This window comes from Streptococcus sp. HMSC072C09 (genome assembly GCF_001813105.1).
In the GTDB taxonomy this organism is placed as follows: Bacteria; Bacillota; Bacilli; order Lactobacillales; family Streptococcaceae; genus Streptococcus.
Window position 1 is genome coordinate 1 of the sequence record NZ_KV811485.1, and the last position, 20,705, is coordinate 20,705.

At 41.6% G+C, this 20,705-nt stretch carries 23 protein-coding genes and 2 tRNA genes; 21 read left to right on the plus strand and 4 right to left on the minus strand.

From position 1 onward, the window contains the following. Positions 1 to 64 precede the first annotated feature (64 nt). Both HMPREF2893_RS00005 and HMPREF2893_RS00010 read left to right on the plus strand, forming a co-directional pair. A tRNA-Arg gene (locus HMPREF2893_RS00005) sits at positions 65 to 139 on the plus strand. A gap of 19 nt (positions 140 to 158) precedes the next feature. Next, positions 159 to 232 (plus strand) — tRNA-Pro (locus HMPREF2893_RS00010). Positions 233 to 330: 98 nt separating this feature from the next. Here the strand turns inward: HMPREF2893_RS00010 and HMPREF2893_RS00015 are convergent. The 3 genes from HMPREF2893_RS00015 to HMPREF2893_RS00025 form a co-directional block, all read right to left on the minus strand. Then, positions 331 to 864: a nucleoside tri-diphosphate phosphatase gene (locus HMPREF2893_RS00015; RefSeq protein ID WP_003005798.1), complete on the minus strand. Its 534-nt coding sequence runs from the start codon at positions 862 to 864 to the stop codon at positions 331 to 333. A gap of 109 nt (positions 865 to 973) precedes the next feature. Further along, entirely contained in the window at positions 974 to 1,756 is a 783-nt protein-coding gene (gene recX / locus HMPREF2893_RS00020) for a recombination regulator RecX (RefSeq protein ID WP_070673733.1), read from the minus strand. Between the two features lie 10 nt (positions 1,757 to 1,766). Beyond that, the gene (locus HMPREF2893_RS00025; RefSeq protein ID WP_049485509.1) at positions 1,767 to 2,543 is read right to left on the minus strand and encodes an aminoglycoside 3'-phosphotransferase; all 777 of its coding nucleotides are present in this window, start codon (positions 2,541 to 2,543) and stop codon (positions 1,767 to 1,769) included. A 55-nt stretch (positions 2,544 to 2,598) separates the two neighbouring features. Between HMPREF2893_RS00025 and rlmD the strand changes: the two genes are divergently transcribed. The 12 genes from rlmD to HMPREF2893_RS00085 all read left to right on the plus strand — a co-directional run bounded on the left by rlmD (position 2,599) and on the right by HMPREF2893_RS00085 (position 15,446). After that, a complete protein-coding gene (gene rlmD / locus HMPREF2893_RS00030) occupies positions 2,599 to 3,951 on the plus strand; it encodes a 23S rRNA (uracil(1939)-C(5))-methyltransferase RlmD (protein ID WP_070673734.1) in 1,353 nt (450 codons plus the stop codon). Between the two features lie 10 nt (positions 3,952 to 3,961). Then, positions 3,962 to 4,405: a cytidine deaminase family protein gene (locus HMPREF2893_RS00035; protein WP_070673735.1), complete on the plus strand. Its 444-nt coding sequence runs from the start codon at positions 3,962 to 3,964 to the stop codon at positions 4,403 to 4,405. 13 nt (positions 4,406 to 4,418) lie between these two features. Then, positions 4,419 to 4,652, plus strand: a complete 234-nt coding sequence (locus HMPREF2893_RS00040; protein ID WP_070673736.1) for a DUF1858 domain-containing protein — start codon at positions 4,419 to 4,421, stop codon at positions 4,650 to 4,652. After that, a complete protein-coding gene (locus HMPREF2893_RS00045; protein WP_070673737.1) occupies positions 4,652 to 5,998 on the plus strand; it encodes a DUF438 domain-containing protein in 1,347 nt (448 codons plus the stop codon). The genes HMPREF2893_RS00040 and HMPREF2893_RS00045 overlap by 1 nt, the downstream gene beginning before the upstream one ends. 2 nt (positions 5,999 to 6,000) lie before the next feature. Continuing rightward, entirely contained in the window at positions 6,001 to 6,255 is a 255-nt protein-coding gene (locus tag HMPREF2893_RS00050) for a DUF1912 family protein (RefSeq protein ID WP_013903179.1), read from the plus strand. Positions 6,256 to 6,435: 180 nt separating this feature from the next. Next, a complete protein-coding gene (locus tag HMPREF2893_RS00055; RefSeq protein ID WP_003011968.1) occupies positions 6,436 to 6,783 on the plus strand; it encodes a helix-hairpin-helix domain-containing protein in 348 nt (115 codons plus the stop codon). 267 nt (positions 6,784 to 7,050) lie between these two features. Next, entirely contained in the window at positions 7,051 to 7,629 is a 579-nt protein-coding gene (locus tag HMPREF2893_RS00060) for a flavin reductase family protein (RefSeq protein WP_070673738.1), read from the plus strand. Further along, positions 7,616 to 8,185, plus strand: a complete 570-nt coding sequence (locus HMPREF2893_RS00065; RefSeq protein ID WP_070673739.1) for a GNAT family N-acetyltransferase — start codon at positions 7,616 to 7,618, stop codon at positions 8,183 to 8,185. Before HMPREF2893_RS00060 ends, HMPREF2893_RS00065 begins: the two co-directional genes overlap by 14 nt. Positions 8,186 to 8,212: 27 nt before the next feature. Continuing rightward, positions 8,213 to 10,864: a valine--tRNA ligase gene (locus HMPREF2893_RS00070; protein WP_070673740.1), complete on the plus strand. Its 2,652-nt coding sequence runs from the start codon at positions 8,213 to 8,215 to the stop codon at positions 10,862 to 10,864. Between the two features lie 29 nt (positions 10,865 to 10,893). After that, complete coding sequence (locus tag HMPREF2893_RS00075; protein ID WP_070673741.1) at positions 10,894 to 12,459, plus strand: AAA family ATPase; 1,566 nt, start codon at positions 10,894 to 10,896, stop codon at positions 12,457 to 12,459. A gap of 114 nt (positions 12,460 to 12,573) precedes the next feature. Continuing rightward, entirely contained in the window at positions 12,574 to 13,794 is a 1,221-nt protein-coding gene (locus HMPREF2893_RS00080; RefSeq protein ID WP_070673742.1) for a DNA cytosine methyltransferase, read from the plus strand. A gap of 77 nt (positions 13,795 to 13,871) precedes the next feature. Continuing rightward, on the plus strand, positions 13,872 to 15,446 hold the full coding sequence (locus HMPREF2893_RS00085) for a hypothetical protein (RefSeq protein ID WP_070673743.1): 1,575 nt from the start codon (positions 13,872 to 13,874) through the stop codon (positions 15,444 to 15,446). Positions 15,447 to 15,512: 66 nt separating this feature from the next. Here HMPREF2893_RS00085 and HMPREF2893_RS00090 read toward each other — a convergent pair whose 3' ends face one another. Continuing rightward, positions 15,513 to 16,127 carry a TVP38/TMEM64 family protein gene (locus tag HMPREF2893_RS00090; protein ID WP_009732361.1) on the minus strand — a complete coding sequence of 205 codons (615 nt, stop codon included), beginning with the start codon at positions 16,125 to 16,127 and terminating at the stop codon, positions 15,513 to 15,515. A 182-nt stretch (positions 16,128 to 16,309) separates the two neighbouring features. Between HMPREF2893_RS00090 and HMPREF2893_RS00095 the strand changes: the two genes are divergently transcribed. The 7 genes from HMPREF2893_RS00095 to rsfS all read left to right on the plus strand — a co-directional run bounded on the left by HMPREF2893_RS00095 (position 16,310) and on the right by rsfS (position 20,593). Continuing rightward, complete coding sequence (locus tag HMPREF2893_RS00095) at positions 16,310 to 16,837, plus strand: YqeG family HAD IIIA-type phosphatase (RefSeq protein ID WP_118095844.1); 528 nt, start codon at positions 16,310 to 16,312, stop codon at positions 16,835 to 16,837. 2 nt (positions 16,838 to 16,839) lie between these two features. After that, a complete protein-coding gene (gene yqeH / locus HMPREF2893_RS00100; protein ID WP_003014340.1) occupies positions 16,840 to 17,946 on the plus strand; it encodes a ribosome biogenesis GTPase YqeH in 1,107 nt (368 codons plus the stop codon). Positions 17,947 to 18,165: 219 nt separating this feature from the next. Continuing rightward, positions 18,166 to 18,477, plus strand: coding sequence for a ribosome assembly RNA-binding protein YhbY (gene yhbY, locus HMPREF2893_RS00105; RefSeq protein WP_003005853.1), 312 nt, complete (start codon positions 18,166 to 18,168; stop codon positions 18,475 to 18,477). A 21-nt stretch (positions 18,478 to 18,498) separates the two neighbouring features. Continuing rightward, positions 18,499 to 19,131, plus strand: a complete 633-nt coding sequence (locus HMPREF2893_RS00110; protein WP_003012335.1) for a nicotinate-nucleotide adenylyltransferase — start codon at positions 18,499 to 18,501, stop codon at positions 19,129 to 19,131. Continuing rightward, positions 19,128 to 19,724, plus strand: a complete 597-nt coding sequence (yqeK, locus tag HMPREF2893_RS00115) for a bis(5'-nucleosyl)-tetraphosphatase (symmetrical) YqeK (RefSeq protein WP_049506414.1) — start codon at positions 19,128 to 19,130, stop codon at positions 19,722 to 19,724. The genes HMPREF2893_RS00110 and yqeK overlap by 4 nt, the downstream gene beginning before the upstream one ends. Further along, positions 19,725 to 20,225, plus strand: coding sequence for a cysteine hydrolase family protein (locus HMPREF2893_RS00120; RefSeq protein WP_070673744.1), 501 nt, complete (start codon positions 19,725 to 19,727; stop codon positions 20,223 to 20,225). A 14-nt stretch (positions 20,226 to 20,239) separates the two neighbouring features. Then, a complete protein-coding gene (gene rsfS / locus HMPREF2893_RS00125; RefSeq protein ID WP_003014310.1) occupies positions 20,240 to 20,593 on the plus strand; it encodes a ribosome silencing factor in 354 nt (117 codons plus the stop codon). Positions 20,594 to 20,705: the final 112 nt, after the last annotated feature.

Here is a 20,705-nt window from a genome sequence, read left to right on the forward strand (position 1 = left end):
GTTAGAGGTTCGACTCCTCTAGGGTGCATGGTCGTGAGACTATGTAAGAATAGAATAAGAAAGAGCACCCTTAGCTCAACTGGATAGAGTACCCTGACTACGAATCAGGCGGTTAGAGGTTCGACTCCTCTAGGGTGCATAAAGCGGTAGCTTTAGATCGGGAAGTAGCTCAGCTTGGTAGAGTACTTGGTTTGGGACCAAGGTGTCGCAGGTTCGAATCCTGTCTTCCCGATAGTGTATTGAAAAAGTCTAATGATTGTCATTAGGCTTTTTTTGTAGGTGATTATCTTATTGGATTACAAGAAAAAAGAGCTTTCGCTCTTTCCAACTTTATTTATTTCGCAGTTCAACATAACGGTTATACCAAATTTTGATATATTCCTCAGAAAAGGGACCTTTGTTTTGGTTTATCCAATCTACTAGAACCTTAACATTTTCCTTTAAAATAAAATCGATGTCATCTGAATAGTGCATTTTTTCTTTATGCTGCTCGTATTCTTCCACATCTAACAATTTTTTTTCACCATTGGTAAAGACCTTGACATCGAGATCATAGTCGATATATTTTAAGGCTTCTTGGTCAATGTGAAATGGACTTGCTAGGTTACAGTAGTAAGACACACCATTGTCACGGATCATGGCGATGATGTTAAACCAATATTTTTTATGGAAATATACGATCGCTGGTTCACGTGTAATCCAACGTCTACCATCACTTTCAGTAACAAGTGTATGATCATTTACTCCAATAATTGCATTTTCGGTTATCTTTAATACCATGGTGTCACGCCATGTTCGGTGTAAACTGCCATCATGTTTATAACTTTGAATTGTAATAAAGTCGCCTTCTTTAGGTAGTTTCATAACTTACCAACTTTCTACAATCTAAGTATATCCTCTATATTGTATCATATTTTTTCAAATTTTTTCTTATTTTTCTATTATATTTCCAAATTGATTGTTTAAGATAGAATTATTCATCTAAGAAGTCCCTGATGGCTGATTTTATATCAGAATAGTCGTAGCCTTTTCTGGCCAGTGCTTGAGTCAAGCGTTGTTTGAGGTCATAGCCTTCATATTTTTTACTGTATTTACGGTATTGTTTTTCTAACTCTTTTAGAACGAGCTCATTGGTTGTTTTTTCATCTGCTTCTAGTTCAAGATTTTGGAATGCTATCTTTGCTTGATTGTAAGCAAAACCTTTTGAAATGAGTGCTTGGATGATTTTCGTTTCAATGGCTTTTAACGGATATTTTCCTTGGTATTTTTTTAGGAGTTTTATTGCGGTACGGTCGATCACTTCTGAAAAATCATAGTCTGTAAGTATTTCTTGAAGGATAGATTTTGGGATCCCTTTTTGTTGAATTTTTTGTTGTAATAAGAGAGGGCCCTTATCGCCACTGAGAAGGTTGGCCTCTATCAAGTTTCTTGCATATTGACGATCATCTAACCACTTGTCTTCTTTTAGGGCTTGGATGACTTGTGGTATGATTTTCTCATCAATCTCATGTTTAACTAAATAGTCTCTGACTTCTTTTTCAGTACGGGCCTTGAAGGATAAGTGGTAGAGCGCCAAGTTTTTTCCGTAGGAAAATTGTGCAAAGGTTTGAATTTCTGTAAACTCTTGAGGACTAATTTCCTTATCCTTGGTCAACATAAAGTGAACAATGGTATCCTCTGTAATATAGCAGGTTTGGTCGCTATCAAGTTCTAGCAGGTAGAGACGTTTTTTCTTTTCTAGTTTTGTGATTTTCATGGTTTTCCTTTTATCCAAACGCTTCAAAGGCAGCAACGAGTCGAAGTTTATTTATATCGACCTGTTCTCTCCCATAATAGTCAAGAAATAGTTCAGCGTATTTCGGGTCATGTAGGTTATAGTTGAGGGACCAAACTGCCCAAAAGAGATCGATATGTCGGTCACTGAAATCAGCTAAGCCAAGGTCAATAAAGCAAGAGAAGTGGTCAGCATCTTTTAGAATAAGGTTCGGTAGACAGGCATCCCCGTGAATAAAGGCATCTGTCTTTAAAAGGTGCCCTTGTTCTCGAATGAGCTGGAAGGCCTCTTCACGACTGCTAATCCGGAATTGGGGTAGGAGAGCCTTGGCATAGAACTCACCTTTTTCATAGTTTTTTAAGGCTCTGTCTTTATAGGCCTGTAAATGATTTTCTGATGGAAAATTTTGCGGATAAAAGCTGTGAAGTTTTTTAAGAGCTTCGGCCATGGTTCGGCAGATTTTTTCTGGCTGGTCTAAAAAAGCGAGAGTATCATGACCAATAGCCTCTTTAGTCAGGAGGTAGTCTTTATCTGTAGATAGATAGTGGATGACTGGAGTTCCTATTCCCTCTTGTTCAAACAAACTTGCAATTCTAGCTTCTCGCTCTAATCTTCCCTTTTGATCTATTTTCAAATAGTAACCTGAATCAAGATAGAGAACCGTTGCGCCTGAATGAGAAGAGCTGTCAGAAAGAGTTGTTCCCTCTATATAAGTTCGTAATTGCTCAGGAAAATCCAATGGGGAAAAATGAGATATCTTTGTATTCATGGTTTTATTGTAACATATTCTTAACCATTGAGAAACTACGTGGTATAATAGACTTATGAGTCTTAAAGTCAAACAAAAAATTCCATTAAAAATCAAGCGTATGGGGATAAACGGGGAAGGTATCGGATTTTTCCAGAAAACCCTTGTTTTTGTTCCAGGAGCCCTCAAGGGTGAAGATATCTTCTGCCAAATTACAAGTGTCAAGAAAAATTTTGCGGAAGCCAAACTCTTATCTGTGAATAAAGCGTCTAAGTATCGGGTGACACCCATGTGTGATATCTATGAGACCTGTGGGGGCTGTCAAATCATGCATTTGAAGTATGACAAGCAGCTGGAGTTTAAAACAGATTTATTGCAACAAGCCTTGAAAAAGTTCTCACCTGAAGGCTTTGAACAGTATGACATTCGGCCAACAATCGGAATGCAGGAGCCGCTTTACTATCGGGCCAAATTGCAATTTCAAACAAGGAAATTTAAAGGCCAGGTCAAGGCGGGTCTCTATGCTCAAAATTCACATTATTTGGTAGAATTAAAAGATTGTTTGGTTCAAGATCAGGTTATTCAAGCGATTGCCAATGATTTTGCGGATTTATTGACTTACTATCAGATTCCAATTGCTGATGAGCGTAAAGAACTGGGTGTCAGAACTATGATGGTTCGACGAGCTCGGAAGTCTGGTCAGGTTCAGATAATTGTGGTCACCAGTCGGCAGATTAATTTAAAGGATTTAGTGGAAGACTTGGTTAAGAAACACCCTGAGATTGTCACCGTTGCTGTTAATAAAAATACGTCTCGCTCCAGTGAAATCTATGGTGAACAAACACAGATTATTTGGGGAGAAGAGGCCATTTTGGAAGGTGTTTTGGATTATGAATTCTCCCTATCTCCTCGAGCCTTTTACCAGTTGAATCCGGAACAAACTGAAGTATTGTATAGTGAGGCTGTCAAGGCTCTAGATGTTTCTCCAGAGGATCACCTGATTGATGCCTATTGTGGGGTTGGAACGATTGGGTTTGCTTTTGCGAATAGAGTAAAAAGTGTGCGGGGGATGGATATCATTCCTGAAGCGATTGAAGATGCTAAATACAATGCCAAACGGATGGGATTTGAGAATACCCACTATGAGGCTGGGACAGCAGAAGAGATCATTCCTCGCTGGTACCAGGAAGGCTATCGGGCTAATGCTGTGATCGTGGATCCACCTCGTACGGGCTTGGGGACAAAATTAATCGAGACCTTGTTGCACTATGCACCTGAAAAGATGGTCTATGTCTCTTGTAATGTCTCTACTTTGGCACGGGATCTAGTAGCTTTGACGAAGGTTTATCAGGTTGAATATATTCAATCAGTGGACATGTTTCCCCATACTGCAAGGACGGAAGCAGTTGTGAAGTTAGTGAAGAAGTGAAAGTAGAAGAATGGATATTTGGGAAAAACTTTATCTTGAGGCGAAAGCTCTCTATGCGCCTCAAGAGGTTTCAGATTTTGTCTATGCTCGACATGTGGTTGCTGCTGTTGAGGCTGCAGATGGTCAGATTTTTACGGGCTTTTGTATGGAAGGAACCTGCGGTGTCTTTCATTTATGTGCCGAACGAGCGGCCCTTTTCAACATGTATCAACAATCAGGACAGACCAAGGTCAAGCGCATTATTGCTTTTCGAGACAAGCCTCCTTATGGAGAAGGTTCTGGGATGCCTTGTGGGGCCTGTCGTGAATTTCTCCTTGAGCTAAATGCAGAGAATCGTCATCTAGAATTTATGGTGGATTATGAGAGTCGCAAGACCATTACTTTAGGTGAATTGATGCCTCTTTGGTGGGGCGAAGAACGGGCTCGTCAGAGAGAGAATAAAGGGAAGAAGTAGAGGAAATAAATAAATGGACAATGTTATTGATGTATCGATTCCAGTTGTTCAAGTTATTGATCAACATCCGGAGGTATTGGATTTGTTGGTGGAGTTGGGCTTTAAACCCTTAGCCAATCCGATCATGCGCAATACAGTTGGGCGCAAGGTTTCCTTAAAACAAGGATCAAAATTAGAAGGTACTCCTATGGAGAAGATTGTGAGAACACTAGAGGCTAATGGCTATGAAGTAGTGGGGCTAGACTAATGAGTGATGAACGAATTCACGTCTTAAGAGATATCTTATTAGAGCTTCATCATGGAGCTTCCCCTGAGTCGGTTCAGGAACGGTTTGATGCGACCTTTGCAGGGGTTTCTGCGATTGAGATCTCTCTTATGGAGCATGAACTGATGAACTCCGATGCAGGTGTTACTTTTGAAGATGTGATGGAGCTTTGTGATGTCCATGCCAATCTCTTTAAAAATGCGGTTCAAGGGGTCGAAGTTGCAGATACCGACCATCCAGGTCATCCGGTTCAAATCTTTAAACAGGAGAACTTAGCCCTTCGTGCGGCTATGATGCGGGTACGTCGCTTGCTAGACAATTATGAGACGACTGAGGATCCTGAGATGATTCAGGAGATTCAGAAGGGCTTGTTACGTCAGCTGGGCTTGGTGGGTCAATTTGATCGGCATTACCGTCGTAAGGAAGAGTTGATGTTTCCGATTATGGAAAAATATGGGCATGATTCCCCACCAAAAGTGATGTGGGGAGTGGATGACCAGATTCGGGAACTCTTTGCGCAAATTTTGGATGCGGCCAAGATATTACCGGATTCTAGTATTTCTGAAGTCAAGGAACGCTTTGAAGCCTTTGCGCAAGAGTTTGAGGGCATGATCTTCAAGGAAGAATCGATCCTCTTGATGATTTTGTTGGAGGCCTTTACCCAGGATGACTGGCTCTCCATTGCAGAAGAAAGTGATGCTTATGGTTATGCCATTATTCTCCCAAGTGAGAAATGGGTGCCGAAACGCGTGGACTTCAAGGAGGAAGCGTCGAAAGAGTCAGAAGGTTCAACTGAACCACTTCCTTCTTCAAAAGGCGATGAGCAACGCCAGGTCATTGAGACTCCTGAGGGGCAATTGACCATTACCTTCACGCCTAAGAAAAAAGAAGAGAGCTTCGACCGTCAGCAACCACAAGCTTTTGGCCATGGCTTTCTATCGGTGGAGCAAGCGAATTTAATCTTGAATCATTTGCCGATGGAGATCACCTTTGTCAATAAGGATGATATTTTCCAATATTACAATGATGCTGCGCCTTTTGAGGAAATGATTTTTAAGAGGACGCCATCGCAGGTAGGACGCAATGTTGAGCTGTGTCACCCACCGAAATATTTGGAGAAGGTCAAAGCGATCATGCAAGGGCTTCGTGAAGGGAAAAAAGACAAGTATGAAATGTGGTTCAAATCAGAATCGCGTGGGAAATTTGTCCATGTCACCTATGCAGCCGTGCGTGATGAAGCTGGAGATTTTCAAGGTGTCTTGGAATATGTTCAGGACATTCAACCTTATCGGGAGATCGATACGGATTTTTATAGAGGAATGGAGTAAAGATGAGTTACGAAACAGAATTTATGAAGGAGTTTGAGGAGTGGATCAAGACTCAAGTCATGATCAATGAAATGGCTCTAGAAGAGAGTAAGAAGGTTTTTGATGAAGACCAGGATGAGCGAGCTAAAATCGCGATGATTCGCTATGAAAGCCGTTTGGACGCTTATCAGTTCTTGCAAGGGAAGTTTGAAAATTTCCATGCTGGAAAAGGATTTCATGATTTACCAGATGGCCTCTTTGGTGAAAGAAAATATTAAAATGGCCTTATTGAAGGCGTTTTACTAGCTAGATTTACCTGAAAATTGAGCAATGACTTGATTTTTTAGGGGATTGTGATACAATAAAAAAGTTGAAATGACATCAACGGATTTTTGAATGGAATAATGGTGATGAAACCTTGTTGCCTTAGGAATTGATCACTGAATTTAGGAGGAAAAATGGCAAAGAAGAACGTAAACCGTGCGAAACAATACAAACATCAAAATAGACATCTTTTGAAAAAAGCTGTCGCAACTGTAACTGCAGCTGTAAAAGAAGCACCTAAAAAGGTTGAGAAAGCTACAAAAGCAGTGGCGAAAGAAGTGAAACAAGCAGCTTCTTCAGTGGAAGAATTTGCTGCAAGTTTGGAAGGTGTGGCACTTGATCGTGCGCAAACATTCTATGATGAAGGTATTCGCTCTGTTGCGGACTTCGCAAACTGGACAGAAAAAGAGTTGTTGGCCCTTAAAGGAATCGGCCCAGCTACAATCAAGAAATTGAAAGAACTAGGCGTTAAATTTAAATAATCGCTTTTGTGATTTCTTGCTATTTCCAAGAAAACTTGCTAAAATGAACCTATTAGAGGTGTTTTGAATCCCACATTTTACAGAAAGTGGCGGTGCTGAGAAGTCCACAAATGTGACAAAACTGGTTGCTAATGGATGAAAATGAAATAAACAAAGTTGCGGGCATTGCCCGAAATTGGGTGGTACCGCGGATTAACACATTCGTCCCTGTCAGATTGATGACAGGGGCGATTTTTCTTTTTGCAACCCTAGCTGAAGGAGCTTGTCATGAAACAATCTTTTAACACTAGTAAACTCTACTATGGCTTTCCGATTTTCATCTTGGGGTATCAGGACAAGAACTTTGGGCACAATATCACGACCTGCAGTTCCTCTTATAGCCTGGGAGATTGGCTGGTCATCGGGGTTGGTAGTGAGGAAAATGCGGCTGACCAGATTAAGCATTATCAACAGTTCACTGTGAACATCCCTGATGAAAACTTTATGCTTGAGATGGAGCAGGCTGGGTTTATCAGCCATCGGGAGAAGTTGGAACACCTAGGGCTAGACTACGAGATTTCTGAACGGACTCAGGCTCCGATTTTAGAAGCTTGTCCAGTCGTTTTGGATTGCCAGGTAGATCGGATTATCGAGGAAGATGGCATCTGCCATATCTTTGCTAAGATTCTTGAGCGACTGGCTGATCCAGAGCTCCTAGATGACAAGGGGCATTTTAAAAATGACCGTTTTGCGCCGACTTACTTTATGGGGGACGGCCATCAGCGCGTTTACCGTTATCTAGATAACCGAGTCGACCCCATGGGAAGCTTTATTAAGAAAGCGAGGAAGAAGAATGACAAGAGCTGAACTGCCAGAACGAATCGAAACGGAGCGTCTGGTCTTACGAGTCCGAACAGTGGCTGATGCAGAGGACATCCATGCTTACGCTAGTCTTCCAGAAGTCTCTTACCCAGCAGGTTTTCCACCCGTCAAGACCTTGGAAGACGAGATCTATTACCTAGAGCATATCCTTCCCGATCGCAATCAAAAAGAAAATCTTCCAGCTGGTTACGGCATTGTGGTCAAAGGAACCGATAAAATCATCGGCTCTGTTGATTTCAACCATCGCCATGAAGACGATGTGCTGGAGATTGGCTATACCTTGCACCCAGACTATTGGGGGCGAAGCTATGTGCCTGAAGCGACGCGTGCTTTGATTGATCTAGCTTTTAAAGAATTGAACCTTCACAAGATAGAATTGTCTTGCTTTGGTTACAACCTTCAAAGTCAACGAGTCGCGGAAAAGCTTGGCTTTACCCTCGAAGCTCGCATAAGAGACCGTAAAGATGCCCAAGGCAATCGTTGTGATGATTTGAGATATGGCTTGCTGAAGAGTGAGTGGGAAACTCAAAATAAACATTAAAAAGAAATAACTAGAAAGGACGCACACATGTCTAAAGAACTTTCACCTAAATACAATCCAGCCGAGGTTGAGGCTGGTCGTTACCAAAAATGGCTTGACGAAGATGTTTTCAAGCCTTCTGGCGATAAAAAGGCGAAGCATTACTCAATCGTTATTCCACCACCAAACGTAACTGGGAAACTTCACCTTGGTCACGCTTGGGATACAACTCTTCAAGATATCATCATCCGTCAAAAACGCATGCAAGGATTTGATACGCTTTGGCTCCCTGGTATGGACCATGCTGGGATTGCCACTCAAGCTAAAGTAGAAGCGCGTTTGGCTGAGGACGGTATCTCTCGTTATGACCTTGGTCGTGAAAAATTCCTTGAAAAAGTTTGGGAATGGAAAGACGAGTATGCGACGACTATCAAGGAACAATGGGGCAAGATGGGGCTCTCTGTAGACTACTCTCGCGAGCGTTTCACGCTTGACGAAGGCTTGTCAAAAGCTGTTCGTAAGGTCTTTGTAGAGCTTTACAAGAAGGGCTGGATCTACCGTGGTGAATTTATCATCAACTGGGATCCAAAAGCCCGTACAGCCCTTTCTGATATCGAGGTGATTCACAAGGATGTGGAAGGTGCCTTCTACCACATGAACTACATGTTGGAAGATGGCTCACGTGCCCTTGAAGTAGCAACAACACGTCCTGAGACTATGTTTGGGGATACTGCCGTAGCGGTTAACCCAAATGATGACCGTTATAAAGACTTGATTGGTAAAAATGTTATCTTGCCAATCTTGAACAAGCCAATCCCAATCGTTGGGGACGAACACGCAGACCCTGAGTTTGGTACTGGTGTGGTGAAGATCACTCCTGCCCACGACCCTAATGACTTCTTGGTTGGTCAACGTCATAATCTTCCGCAAGTGAACGTCATGAATGATGATGGTACTATGAATGAATTAGCTGGTGAATTCAACGGTATGGACCGCTTTGAAGCTCGTAAGGCTGTTATCAAGAAGTTAGAAGACATTGGTGCCCTTGTTAAGATTGAGAAGATGACCCACTCAGTTGGTCACTCAGAGCGTACTGGAGTTATGGTTGAGCCACGTTTGTCTACCCAATGGTTCGTGAAGATGGACCATTTGGCGAAAAATGCCATTGCTAACCAAGACACAGAAGATAAGGTAGAATTCTACCCACCTCGTTTCAACGACACCTTCCTTCAATGGATGGAAAATGTCCACGACTGGGTGATCTCTCGTCAGCTCTGGTGGGGTCACCAAATCCCAGCTTGGTACAATGCTGAGGGTGAAATGTACGTTGGCGAAGAAGCGCCAGAAGGTGACGGATGGAAACAAGACGAAGATGTCTTGGATACTTGGTTTAGTTCAGCCCTTTGGCCATTCTCAACTATGGGCTGGCCGGATGTCGACTCAGAAGACTTCAAACGTTACTTCCCAACTTCAACCTTGGTAACAGGTTACGATATCATCTTCTTCTGGGTGTCTCGTATGATTTTCCAATCATTGGAATTCACTGGTCGTCAGCCATTCCAAAATGTCCTTATCCACGGTCTCATTCGTGACGAGCAAGGACGTAAGATGTCGAAATCTCTCGGTAACGGTATTGACCCAATGGATGTCATCGAGAAATATGGTGCGGATGCCCTTCGTTGGTTCCTTTCAAACGGTTCTGCACCAGGGCAAGACGTGCGTTTCTCTTACGAGAAAATGGATGCGTCATGGAACTTCATTAACAAAATTTGGAACATCTCACGTTACATCCTCATGAACAATGAAGGATTGACCTTGGATGTGGCGCGTGAAAATGTAGCTAAAGTGGCTGCTGGTCAAGCAGGTAACGTGACAGACCGCTGGATTCTCCACAACCTCAATGAAACCATCGGTAAGGTCACTGAAAACTTTGATAAGTTTGAGTTTGGTGTGGCTGGTCACATTCTCTACAACTTCATCTGGGATGAGTTTGCGGACTGGTATGTTGAGTTGACTAAGGAAGTGCTTTATAGCGACAATGAGGACGAAAAAGTAATCACTCGTTCTGTTCTTCTTTATACGTTGGACCAAATCTTGCGTCTCCTTCATCCAATCATGCCATTTGTGACTGAAGAAATTTATGGCCAAATCTCTGAAGGAACGATCGTGACTGCGGAATACCCAGTGGTTCGTCCAGAGTTTGAAAACGAAGAAGCAGCAGCTGGTGTAGAAGCTCTTAAAGATGTGATTCGCTCTGTTCGTAACTCACGTGCAGAAGTGAACGTAGCGCCAAGCAAACCAATCACTATTTTGATTAAGACAAGCGACAGCAAGCTTGATGCCTTCTTCAATGACAATGTCAACTACATCAAACGCTTCACAAACCCAGAACACTTGGAAATTGCAGCAGATGTCGAAGTACCTGACTTGGTTATGTCAAGCATCATCACAGGTGCAGAAATCTACTTGCCACTTGCTGACCTTCTCAATGTCGAAGAAGAATTGGCTCGTCTTGAAAAAGAATTAGCCAAATGGCAAAAAGAACTCGACATGGTTGGTAAAAAACTTAGCAACGAACGCTTCGTAGCCAATGCCAAACCAGAAGTCGTCCAAAAAGAACGCGACAAACAAGCCGACTACCAAGCGAAATACGACGCAACCGTTGCGCGTATTGATGAGATGAAGAAGTTGGTGGAATGAAGAAAAGAAATTGAATATAAAGGTAGAAGATGTTAACTAGGATAAATCTGATTAGGCAACTTGGAAGATTCCAACATATTGTTCCAGAAAATTTACCAGAGAATGGTAACTTGAAGAAAATTAATTTAATTTACGCTCCCAACGGTAGTGGTAAAACAAGCTTATCAATTATCTTTCAATCTATAGCAACTAAAAATGTCGATGTAATATTTAAAAAAAGAAATAGACTAAGCAATTTAGACCCTGAATTTGTTCTAGAATTTGATAACAATAAAGAAGTTTCTTTCAAAAAAGGTATTTTATTGGACAACCATCAAGTTGGTAACAGTATTAGAATCTTTAATTCTTATTTTATTAGTGATAATGTGCATGTTTTTAATATTGAAAAGAATGGATTCTATATTCAAAACATGATTAATTATGATGAGAAAGACCACGTTAATAGGATAAACGAGAGACTAAAAGAAGATTTTAAAGAAAGGAATCGAAAGAACCATTATATAAAAAATTTAAAGGAGCAACAAAAAAAATTAAAAAAAGATTCAAAAAAGTATCGCAATCTTAACGAGCGAATTGATAAAACACAAGCGATCAAATTACGAGTACAAAAAAGAATAGATAAAAATCAATCAAAATTACAGCAAATTTATGAGCCGTATTTAGATAAAATTGATTATACGGTCAATGAAATTTTAAGTGATTTTAATACAGATTTTTATATCCAGATGTCTAAAATTGTCTATCAAAATGTTGGTTTAGATGAAAATAATGGTAAAGTTATTTTATCTCCGAGATTAATTTTTGATATTATTTTTTCAAATAACCTAGGGTCTCCTTTACTAGTGAATGATATTGGTGGTAGGGATAGTATTGACTATGTTTTGAGCGATGGAGATAAAAGTGCTCTTACTTTTGCTTTGTATATGGCTTTGTTGAAACTAGAGGGCGTAGAAGATAAAGTTATTTTTGTAGACGATCCTTTTTCTAGCCTTGATTCTGAGCGTCGCTTTATGACTATTCAATATTTAGTCCGTATTTCGGAGGATGTTGAACAATTGATCATTACTTCTCATGATGAGAATTTTTTAGAAGAATTACAAAATGAGTTAATTAATAATCAGTTTGATAGACATGGTGATATCCTATGCATGAATATAGAGAAAAGCTCCGACACTTATTCGAAATTGATAAAGCGAAGTAATTTTGAAACAAAGGACTCCTTAGTAGTTACTTATATTGAATTTAAAGAATTCCTCTATACTAAGGGGGAAATTTCTGATAAGTTAGAACTACGTGATATTACAATGAAGATAAGACCATTCTTAGAGAGAATTTTTAAAATAAAATATCCAGAGTTTTATGTTGAGGGACAGACTTGGCTTAAAAATTATTTAGATTTTATAAAAAACTCTAACAGTGATAAAAAATATCAGGATTTTCAAAAACTATATCCATATTTAAATGATTTAAAGGATATACTTGCTTATACCAGACCGTTTAATCATGATGATGCAAAAGATTCCTTTTCTAAATTGCGTTTTAAACAAACGAAGCAAATGGTTGAAAAAACGTTGAGATTATTCCATGTTATTTAAGATATATAAATTTATATTATCAAAAATAAATTTAATATAATGACTCAAAGATTTTTCAACTCAATAATATTAGTGTATAGAAATTAAATAATATACTAGAAAGCAGGTTACTACATGACAAATTCTGTAAGTTCGAACCGACCTGAGAAGTACAATATTGCAGCTTTCTTCTCAGGTGTTGGGGGAATTGAGTTGGGATTTGAACAGACCAACGAGTTCAGAGTGGTGTATGCCAATGAATTTGATAAGTATGCGCGTCAGACTTATCGTTTAAATTATCCAAATACGCATTTGGATAGTCGTGATATTCATGCGGTGCAACCGGAAGACATTCCGGCTGAGCGTGTGGATGTGATTATGGGGGGATTCCCTTGTCAGGCCTTTAGTATTGCGGGTTACCGCAAGGGCTTTGATGATGATCGTGGCGATCTTTTCTTCGAATTGCTTCGCATGATTGAGGGGCGTAGACCCCGTGCCATTTTCATCGAAAACGTCAAGAACATGGTCGGCCATGACCATGGCAATACCTTCAAGGTTATTCGTGAGGCCTTGACGGAGAACAACTACTTTATCAAATGGAAGGTTCTTAACGGAAAAGACTATGGAAATATCCCACAAAACCGTGAGCGGATTTACATTGTAGGCTTTGATACAAAAGAAGCCTATGACTTGTTTGAATTCCCAGAGGAAATCAAGCTGACTACAACTTTGAGCGAGGTCATTGATTTTGGTGCCAAGCCAGACGAGGCTTACTATTATCGAGAAGGCAAGCAAAATTTCTACGCTGATCTCAAGGCCAATGTGACTAGTCAAGATACGGTCTACCAGTGGCGTCGTCAATATGTTCGTGAGAATAAAAGTGGCGTTGTTCCAACCTTAACGGCCAATATGGGAACTGGCGGGCATAATGTTCCATTGATTTTGACTGACAGTGGGGAGATTCGTAAGTTAACACCAAAGGAAACCTTCAATGTACAAGGTTATCCAAAGACCTTTAAGTTGCCTGAGAGTGTTTCCAATGGTCAACTTTATAAACAGGCTGGAAATAGTGTGGTTGTCCCTGTAATTAAACGTATTGCAGAGCGGATAGCTTTTGCCCTTAATGAGAGCAATGGGCTGTCTCAACTGGATCGTTCCGGAAAATTTGCCATTATCTATACCAAGATGAATGGTCAGTTTGAAGGTCAGTCTTATGTGAAAGATTTTGTCTCCACTTATGAGGAAGCAGAGAAGAAGATTGCCTCCTATGAGGATGGTCTTGCCATTTTATCAGACGAAGATTATTTCAGATTGGTAAAAAAACGTGGCAATTTGGAGTTTTATAGTATTATTTAACGAATTATATAAGTAAGGGGACTAGTGAAAATCTAGTCTTCTTTTGATATACTTAAATAAGAAGTGAGGAATGAATGATGTGGGAAAACCTTAAACATGAACAAAAAGAAAAATACAAGACGCTCATTACCAACTTTGCTAGTCTGAGTGAGGCATTTTCTCAAAAGGCAGAAGCCGAAGATTCTAATGATCGAGAAAACTACGTTGCTCCGATAGTCAATTCAAAATTCCAAGAAACTGTTTTCCAAAAAGCTTTTCATGCTGTTGGTGAGGATATTGCCAATACCTCTTATGATGCTTCGCTTGTCGTTGACGAGCAACATAAGTATTTGGTTGGGATTAAATCCTTTGGTTTGGATTCAGGGGATCAAAAGATTGCTCAATTCAAGAAAGATTCACAGTCTTGGAATGAGTTATTGAGTGAAATTCGATTTCATGCTGAGATTTCACCGGACAAGGAAACAGCTGATAAAGAAAATGATGCCCGCTATGAAAAACTGGCCCGTGAGATTGCGACCTTGCGAAACCAACGGATTGAATCATCCAAAGCACTCATAAAAGGATTTCATCCTGATGCTGGTCATGTAGAAGCCGTCTATCATGTCTTGATGCCGACTTCGAAAGGACACAAGCCTCAGATCCATGTAGGAGAGACGACTTATTTACCCGTTGATTTGGACCATCTCAAAATTTTAGGATCAACAACCAAGAACAATCCGACAAATTTCCGTTTCACAGACGGTCACCATGATTACAAATACACGGCCGCAGATAGTCAGCTCCATATGACCTTTAGGAATAAGGAGATTGTGGTTGATACATGGGATGTGAATTATGTTGAAGACCCCTTTTATCTCTTTGAACACCTTCACTTATTGACCTCAGAAAAAAGTGATTCAGAGATTCTTGAGACGGTTTCTTGGGTGATCACAGATAAGCATGGAAATGTAGAAGAAAATTCTGGCTTTAATGCTTTTAATGGTGGTTCAAAGTTGGCTAAGAAGGATCGCTTGCCACGGATTTTAAAGATTCAGGACAAATTTAAAGACAGTCTCGCTCCAGAAGAACTAGCTTTTGTGACCTATTCTTTAGAAGAAATCCTCTTGAAAAAATGGTCTACCAAGGAAGAAAAAGCCCAGATGAAATCTATTCGCGAGGACTTGATTCGCTTTGTACACGAGACGGGGAATGAAAAACTAATCAAAGAAATTGAACAGCTGGTGTATCGTCCAGTCAGTGAAGTGTATATTCCTCTTCCAGACTCCAAACATTTTCATGAGGAGCGTCCAGACTTTTTTGGTAAAGATATTGGAAGGTTTGAGCCAGGTACAAGTAAACTTGTGCTCCCAAAAGAAGAACGGACCTTTAAGCTACGATTTTTATCATCAGGTGATGTGATTACGGCCTATATCAACCAAGAAGCTGGAAAGGCCATTCAATCAACTGATAAGCAAGAAATTCTTGGCAATTGGATTCTTCGTGGGGTCTTTCAGCTAAAAGATAGAGAGATCTTAACGGGTAAGAAACTGTCTCAACTAGAAATCAATGGTATACGTCTTTCTAAATTCAAAAACGGTGAAATTGGCATTGACTTCATCTGGATTGATGTGGACAATCCTCCTGCAGATGCGATCGGTTGGATTGCGAAATAGAGAGTAATAAACTATTCATAGGACTACAAAAACACCACCTCCTAGTCTTAGGGGTGGTGTCATGCTTTAGACCATTTTCCAGAAATAATCGATGATATAGGTCAGGCCGTAGGTGTAGATGACGAGGGTGATAGGTTTGCAGAGGATGATGATGGTCATGTAGCGTTTGAAGGTCATATTGGTCAGACCTGCCAGCATACAGATGAAGTCAGCGGGACTAACTGGCCAGATCATCATGAAGATAAAGAAGCGATCGAACCGCTTGCCTTCATTGAGCCAGCCAATGTACTTGTCATAGGTCTTCTGACTGACCATGGATTGGACGAACTTAGGTCCGTACATTCTGGCGAGATGGAAGATAATAGCACAGCCAATCACGATGCCAATGTAATTATAAATGGTCCCGATAATATGGCCGTAGATGAAAACACCTGCTACAGATGTCAGAGCACCGGGAATAATAGGCACCACTGTCTGAAGGATCTGAAGAAAGATAAAGAGAGGTGGTCCAAAGATGCCTGCTTGGAGAATAAAAGCTGACAAGGTTTCCTTGGATTGAAGGATGCCAGCAAAGTAGGCCCAGATACAAAAGGCCAAGGTCCCAAGAGCTCCGATGATGGAGGACCAATTGATGATGCGCTGGAGAAGAGGAGAGACCTCTTTTAAGCTTGTTTGTTTCATAAAAAATTCCGAGTTCTTTTTCTTCTACTATACCATGTTTTTGGAACTTTGTAAGGATTTTGTCTATTTTTTGAGCAGTGAAATTGACCTGATAGGAGTCTGTCGTTGTTTTAGTCGTCAAGCGAGTGCAAAATGGGCCTTTTTATGCTACAATGAAAGGAGTATAAAAAATGGAGAAAAACGTGTCAATCGAAAATTACAAACCAGATTTTGCGGTGGAAGCAGCCTATGATCTCACCGTTACAGACTTGAAAAAACAGGGCATCAAGGCCGTTCTTGTGGATTTGGATAATACCTTGATTGCTTGGAACAATCCGGATGGAACTCCTGAGATGCGCCAGTGGTTGCATGACCTTCGTGATGGGGGGATCCGGGTTATCGTGGTGTCTAATAATAGTCCGAAACGGGTCAAGCGTGCGGTTGAGAAATTTGATATTGACTATGAAGCTTGGTCGCTCAAGCCCTTTACTTTTGGGATTGATCGGGCTCTCAAACGTTTCCACTATGAGAAAAATGAAGTAGTCATGGTGGGTGATCAGTTGATGACCGATATTCGGGCTGCCCATCGTGCAGGCATTCGTTCGATTTTGGTCAAGCCTTTGGTCGAGCATGACTCGATCAAGACGCAGATCAACCGGGCGCGTGAACGCCGTGTTATGAAGCAAATGGCCGAGAAATATGGTCCGATTGTATACAAAAAAGGAATTTAAGAATGGAAGAATTATTCTGTATCGGCTGTGGAGCCCCCATTCAGACAGAAAACAAAGAGGGGCTAGGCTATACTCCCCAATCAGCTCTTGAAAAGGGCTTGGAAACAGGCGAAGTCTATTGCCAACGCTGTTTCCGTCTGCGTCACTATAATGAAATCACAGATGTGCATTTGACAGATGATGATTTCCTAAAGCTCCTTCACGAAGTAGGGGATAGTGACGCACTCGTGGTCAACGTAGTGGATATTTTTGACTTTAATGGATCCGTTATTCCTGGCCTACCACGCTTTGTAGCAGGAAATGATGTCCTCTTGGTCGGGAACAAAAAAGATATCTTGCCCAAGTCTGTCAAGGACAGCAAGGTGACCCATTGGTTGATGGAGCGGGCCCACGAAGAAGGCATGCGTCCTGTCGATGTGGTCCTCACCTCTGCTCAAAACAAGAGCGCTATCAAGGACTTAATGGAAAAGATTGAACAGTACCGTAAGGGACGTGATGTCTATGTGGTGGGTGTGACCAATGTAGGGAAATCGACCCTCATCAATGCAATCATCCAAGAAATCACTGGAGACAAGGATATCATCACGACCTCTCGCTTCCCAGGGACGACACTGGACAAGATCGAAATCCCACTGGACGATGGATCCTACATCTACGATACACCGGGGATTATCCATCGCCACCAGATGGCTCACTACTTGACGGCGAAAAACCTCAAGTATGTCAGCCCTAAAAAGGAAATCAAGCCCAAGACCTATCAGCTAAATCCAGAGCAGACTCTCTTCTTGGGTGGCTTGGGACGCTTTGACTTTATCAAGGGAGAAAAGCAAGGTTTCACTGCCTTCTTTGACAACGAACTCAAGCTTCACCGAACCAAGCTAGAGGGCGCGACCGCCTTTTATAACAAGCATGTCGGCGGCTTACTAACTCCACCTAACAGCAAGGAAAAAGAAGAATTCCCGCCCTTGGTTTCTCATGAGTTTACCATCAAGGACAAGACCGACCTGGTCATCTCAGGCCTCGGCTGGATTCGCGTCAATGGAGAAGCCAAAGTAGCCGTTTGGGCACCAGAAGGCGTCGCCGTCGTCACCCGCAAAGCTATTATTTAAAAATTTGAAAGGAAATAGTTTCTTTATAGACAGGGCGAGTGTAACGAGCCTAGAAAGGATACTTTTCGCTGTGGTGAAAGCCTAAGTAGGTATTTTACTACTTAGGCGTGGAAAATTTGAGACCTTAGGCTCAAATTTAAGTCATGGAACTCCGCTAGGAGGTCGCTGACGACCGCCACCACATCAGAAAAGTATCAAAAAAGAAACAATGAAAAAAACATGACATTAACATCTAAACAACGGGCTTTCCTCAATAGCCAAGCCCATAGCCTTAAACCCATTATCCAAATTGGGAAAAATGGGCTCAATGACCAAATCAAAACCAGTGTGCGCCAAGCGCTAGATGCGCGTGAACTGATCAAGGTGACCCTTCTTCAAAATACGGATGAGAATATCCATGAAGTAGCAGAAATCTTGGAAGAGGAAATCGGTGTGGAAACTGTCCAAAAGATTGGTCGGATTCTCATCTTGTTTAAACAATCGAGCAAAAAAGAAAATCGTAAAATTTCAGCGAAGGTAAAAGAAATTTAGGACATCGAGGAGAGCAAACCTATGGCAATTGAACTATTGACTCCCTTTACCAAGGTAGAGTTAGAGCCAGAGATCAAAGACAAGAAACGCAAACAAGTTGGTATTTTGGGTGGAAATTTCAATCCGGTCCACAATGCCCATTTGGTCGTTGCGGATCAAGTGCGCCAACAATTAGGGTTAGATAAGGTGCTCTTGATGCCTGAGTATGAGCCGCCGCATGTCGATGCCAAGGGGACGATTGCAGAGCATCATCGCCTTAAGATGCTGGAATTAGCAATTGAAGGCATTGAAGGTCTGGAGATCGAGACGATTGAACTCGAGCGGAAAGGGATTTCCTATACCTACGACACCATGCTCTTGCTCAATGAACGGGATCCAGACACAGATTATTACTTCATTATTGGTGCAGATATGGTGGATTATTTACCAAAATGGCACCGGATCGATGAATTGGTGGAGATTGTGCAATTTGTCGGAGTACAGCGACCACGCTATAAGGCGGGGACTTCTTATCCGGTGATCTGGGTGGATGTTCCTCTAATGGACATCTCCTCTAGTATGGTGCGTGATTTTGTAGCCAAGGGTCGGACGCCGAATTTTATGTTGCCAAAACCAGTCTTGGACTACATCAAGAAAGAAGGATTGTATCAATGACCTATGAAAACTATCTCGGCTTTTCTCGTGAGGTCTTGCTTGAAAAAATGCGTCAAATCCTGCCAGAAAAGCGGCTCACTCACTGTTTAGGGGTTGAGAAGGCTGCTCGTGACTTGGCCAAACGCTATGGGGCTGACGAAGAGCAGGCTGGCCTAGCAGGTTTGTTACATGACTACGCCAAGAAACTATCAGATCAGGAATTTCTGGACTTGATTGATCGCTATGAGCTGGATCCAGCATTAAAAAACTGGGGCAACAATGTCTGGCATGGGATGGTCGGGATTTACAAGATCCAAGAAGACCTCGGACTGACAGATCCAGCCATTCTTCGCAGTATTGAGATTCACACCGTGGGGAGTGGACAGATGTCGACCTTAGACAAGATTGTCTATGTGGCTGATTACATTGAGCACAACCGGACCTTTCCAGGGGTAGATCAAGCACGTGATATCGCCCAAGTCTCTTTGGATCGTGCCGTGGCCTATGAGACGGCTCGCACGGTCGAACACCTGGCCCACCAAGGATTGCCCATTTATCCCCAAACCCTTGAAACCTATAACGCCTTTGTGAAGTATTTGAAAGAGGAGCAGTGAGTGAAGACAGCTTTTATCATTATTGATGTACAAAATATCTTAGTGGAAACAGGTTTTGAGACAGAAAAGATCATAGAGAAGATCGCTTATTTGCAAGATCAGGCTAGAAAACAGCAGATTGAAATTATCTACATGCAGCATATTGAAACGCCAGAGGCTTTAACGTCGGAAGATTGGCAATTATCGCCCCTGTTGAAAAGACAGGAGAATGAAAAGGTATTTCAGAAGCAATACAATAGCATGTTTAAGGAGACAGGATTAAAAGAATACTTGGATCAACAAGGAATTCAACAACTGGTCCTGTGTGGTATGCAGACAGAATATTGTGTCGATACATCCGTCAAAGTGGGGTTTGAATACGGCTATAAGCTGGTCATTCCAGAAGGAGCTGTCACAACCTTTGATGGAGAGGATATTCCGGCAGAAACGCTTAATGAATTTTATGAAAATATTTGGGCAGAACGTTTTGCGGATGTCTTAGATTACAAATCAATTTTTTAAGGAAAGAGGATTACATGAAAGAAAAAGAACTACTTGAATTAGTTGTCAAAGCAGCAGATGAAAAGCGCGCGGAAGACATTGTGGCTTTGGATGTTCAAAGCTTGACCAGTGTGACAGACTACTTTGTCATCGCAAGCTCTATGAATAGCCGCCAGTTGGAGGCTATCGCTGAAAATATTCGCGAGAAAGTCGTTGAAGCTGGTGGCAATGCCAGCCACGTCGAAGGTGACTCAGCTGGAGGTTGGGTCCTTCTTGACTTAGGTGGTGTAGTAGTCCATGTCTTCTCAGAAGAAATGCGTGCCCACTATAACCTAGAAAAGCTATGGCACGAAGCAAGTGCTGTCGATCTTTCAGCAGCCTTAGCATAAGCAGGTAAACTCAGTTGGTAGCAACTGAGTTTTGTTGGTTAAATTGAAATTCTATGGAAAGAAAGGATGGGGCCTCGTGTTTGGTTAATTTGATAATTGAACACGAGCTAAA

Coding starts and splice junctions, on each gene's coding strand:
- HMPREF2893_RS00050 (WP_013903179.1), top strand. CDS start 6,001: ATGAGTTACGAAACAGAATTTATGAAGGAGTTTGAGGAGTGGATCAAG.
- HMPREF2893_RS00040 (WP_070673736.1), top strand. CDS start 4,419: ATGGACAATGTTATTGATGTATCGATTCCAGTTGTTCAAGTTATTGAT.
- HMPREF2893_RS00070 (WP_070673740.1), top strand. CDS start 8,213: ATGTCTAAAGAACTTTCACCTAAATACAATCCAGCCGAGGTTGAGGCT.
- HMPREF2893_RS00025 (WP_049485509.1), bottom strand. CDS start 2,543: ATGAATACAAAGATATCTCATTTTTCCCCATTGGATTTTCCTGAGCAA.
- HMPREF2893_RS00080 (WP_070673742.1), top strand. CDS start 12,574: ATGACAAATTCTGTAAGTTCGAACCGACCTGAGAAGTACAATATTGCA.
- HMPREF2893_RS00045 (WP_070673737.1), top strand. CDS start 4,652: ATGAGTGATGAACGAATTCACGTCTTAAGAGATATCTTATTAGAGCTT.
- recX (WP_070673733.1), bottom strand. CDS start 1,756: ATGAAAATCACAAAACTAGAAAAGAAAAAACGTCTCTACCTGCTAGAA.
- HMPREF2893_RS00055 (WP_003011968.1), top strand. CDS start 6,436: ATGGCAAAGAAGAACGTAAACCGTGCGAAACAATACAAACATCAAAAT.
- HMPREF2893_RS00065 (WP_070673739.1), top strand. CDS start 7,616: ATGACAAGAGCTGAACTGCCAGAACGAATCGAAACGGAGCGTCTGGTC.
- rsfS (WP_003014310.1), top strand. CDS start 20,240: ATGAAAGAAAAAGAACTACTTGAATTAGTTGTCAAAGCAGCAGATGAA.
- yqeH (WP_003014340.1), top strand. CDS start 16,840: ATGGAAGAATTATTCTGTATCGGCTGTGGAGCCCCCATTCAGACAGAA.
- HMPREF2893_RS00060 (WP_070673738.1), top strand. CDS start 7,051: ATGAAACAATCTTTTAACACTAGTAAACTCTACTATGGCTTTCCGATT.
- HMPREF2893_RS00015 (WP_003005798.1), bottom strand. CDS start 864: ATGAAACTACCTAAAGAAGGCGACTTTATTACAATTCAAAGTTATAAA.
- HMPREF2893_RS00035 (WP_070673735.1), top strand. CDS start 3,962: ATGGATATTTGGGAAAAACTTTATCTTGAGGCGAAAGCTCTCTATGCG.
- HMPREF2893_RS00090 (WP_009732361.1), bottom strand. CDS start 16,127: ATGAAACAAACAAGCTTAAAAGAGGTCTCTCCTCTTCTCCAGCGCATC.
- yqeK (WP_049506414.1), top strand. CDS start 19,128: ATGACCTATGAAAACTATCTCGGCTTTTCTCGTGAGGTCTTGCTTGAA.
- HMPREF2893_RS00085 (WP_070673743.1), top strand. CDS start 13,872: ATGTGGGAAAACCTTAAACATGAACAAAAAGAAAAATACAAGACGCTC.
- yhbY (WP_003005853.1), top strand. CDS start 18,166: ATGACATTAACATCTAAACAACGGGCTTTCCTCAATAGCCAAGCCCAT.
- HMPREF2893_RS00110 (WP_003012335.1), top strand. CDS start 18,499: ATGGCAATTGAACTATTGACTCCCTTTACCAAGGTAGAGTTAGAGCCA.
- rlmD (WP_070673734.1), top strand. CDS start 2,599: ATGAGTCTTAAAGTCAAACAAAAAATTCCATTAAAAATCAAGCGTATG.
- HMPREF2893_RS00075 (WP_070673741.1), top strand. CDS start 10,894: ATGTTAACTAGGATAAATCTGATTAGGCAACTTGGAAGATTCCAACAT.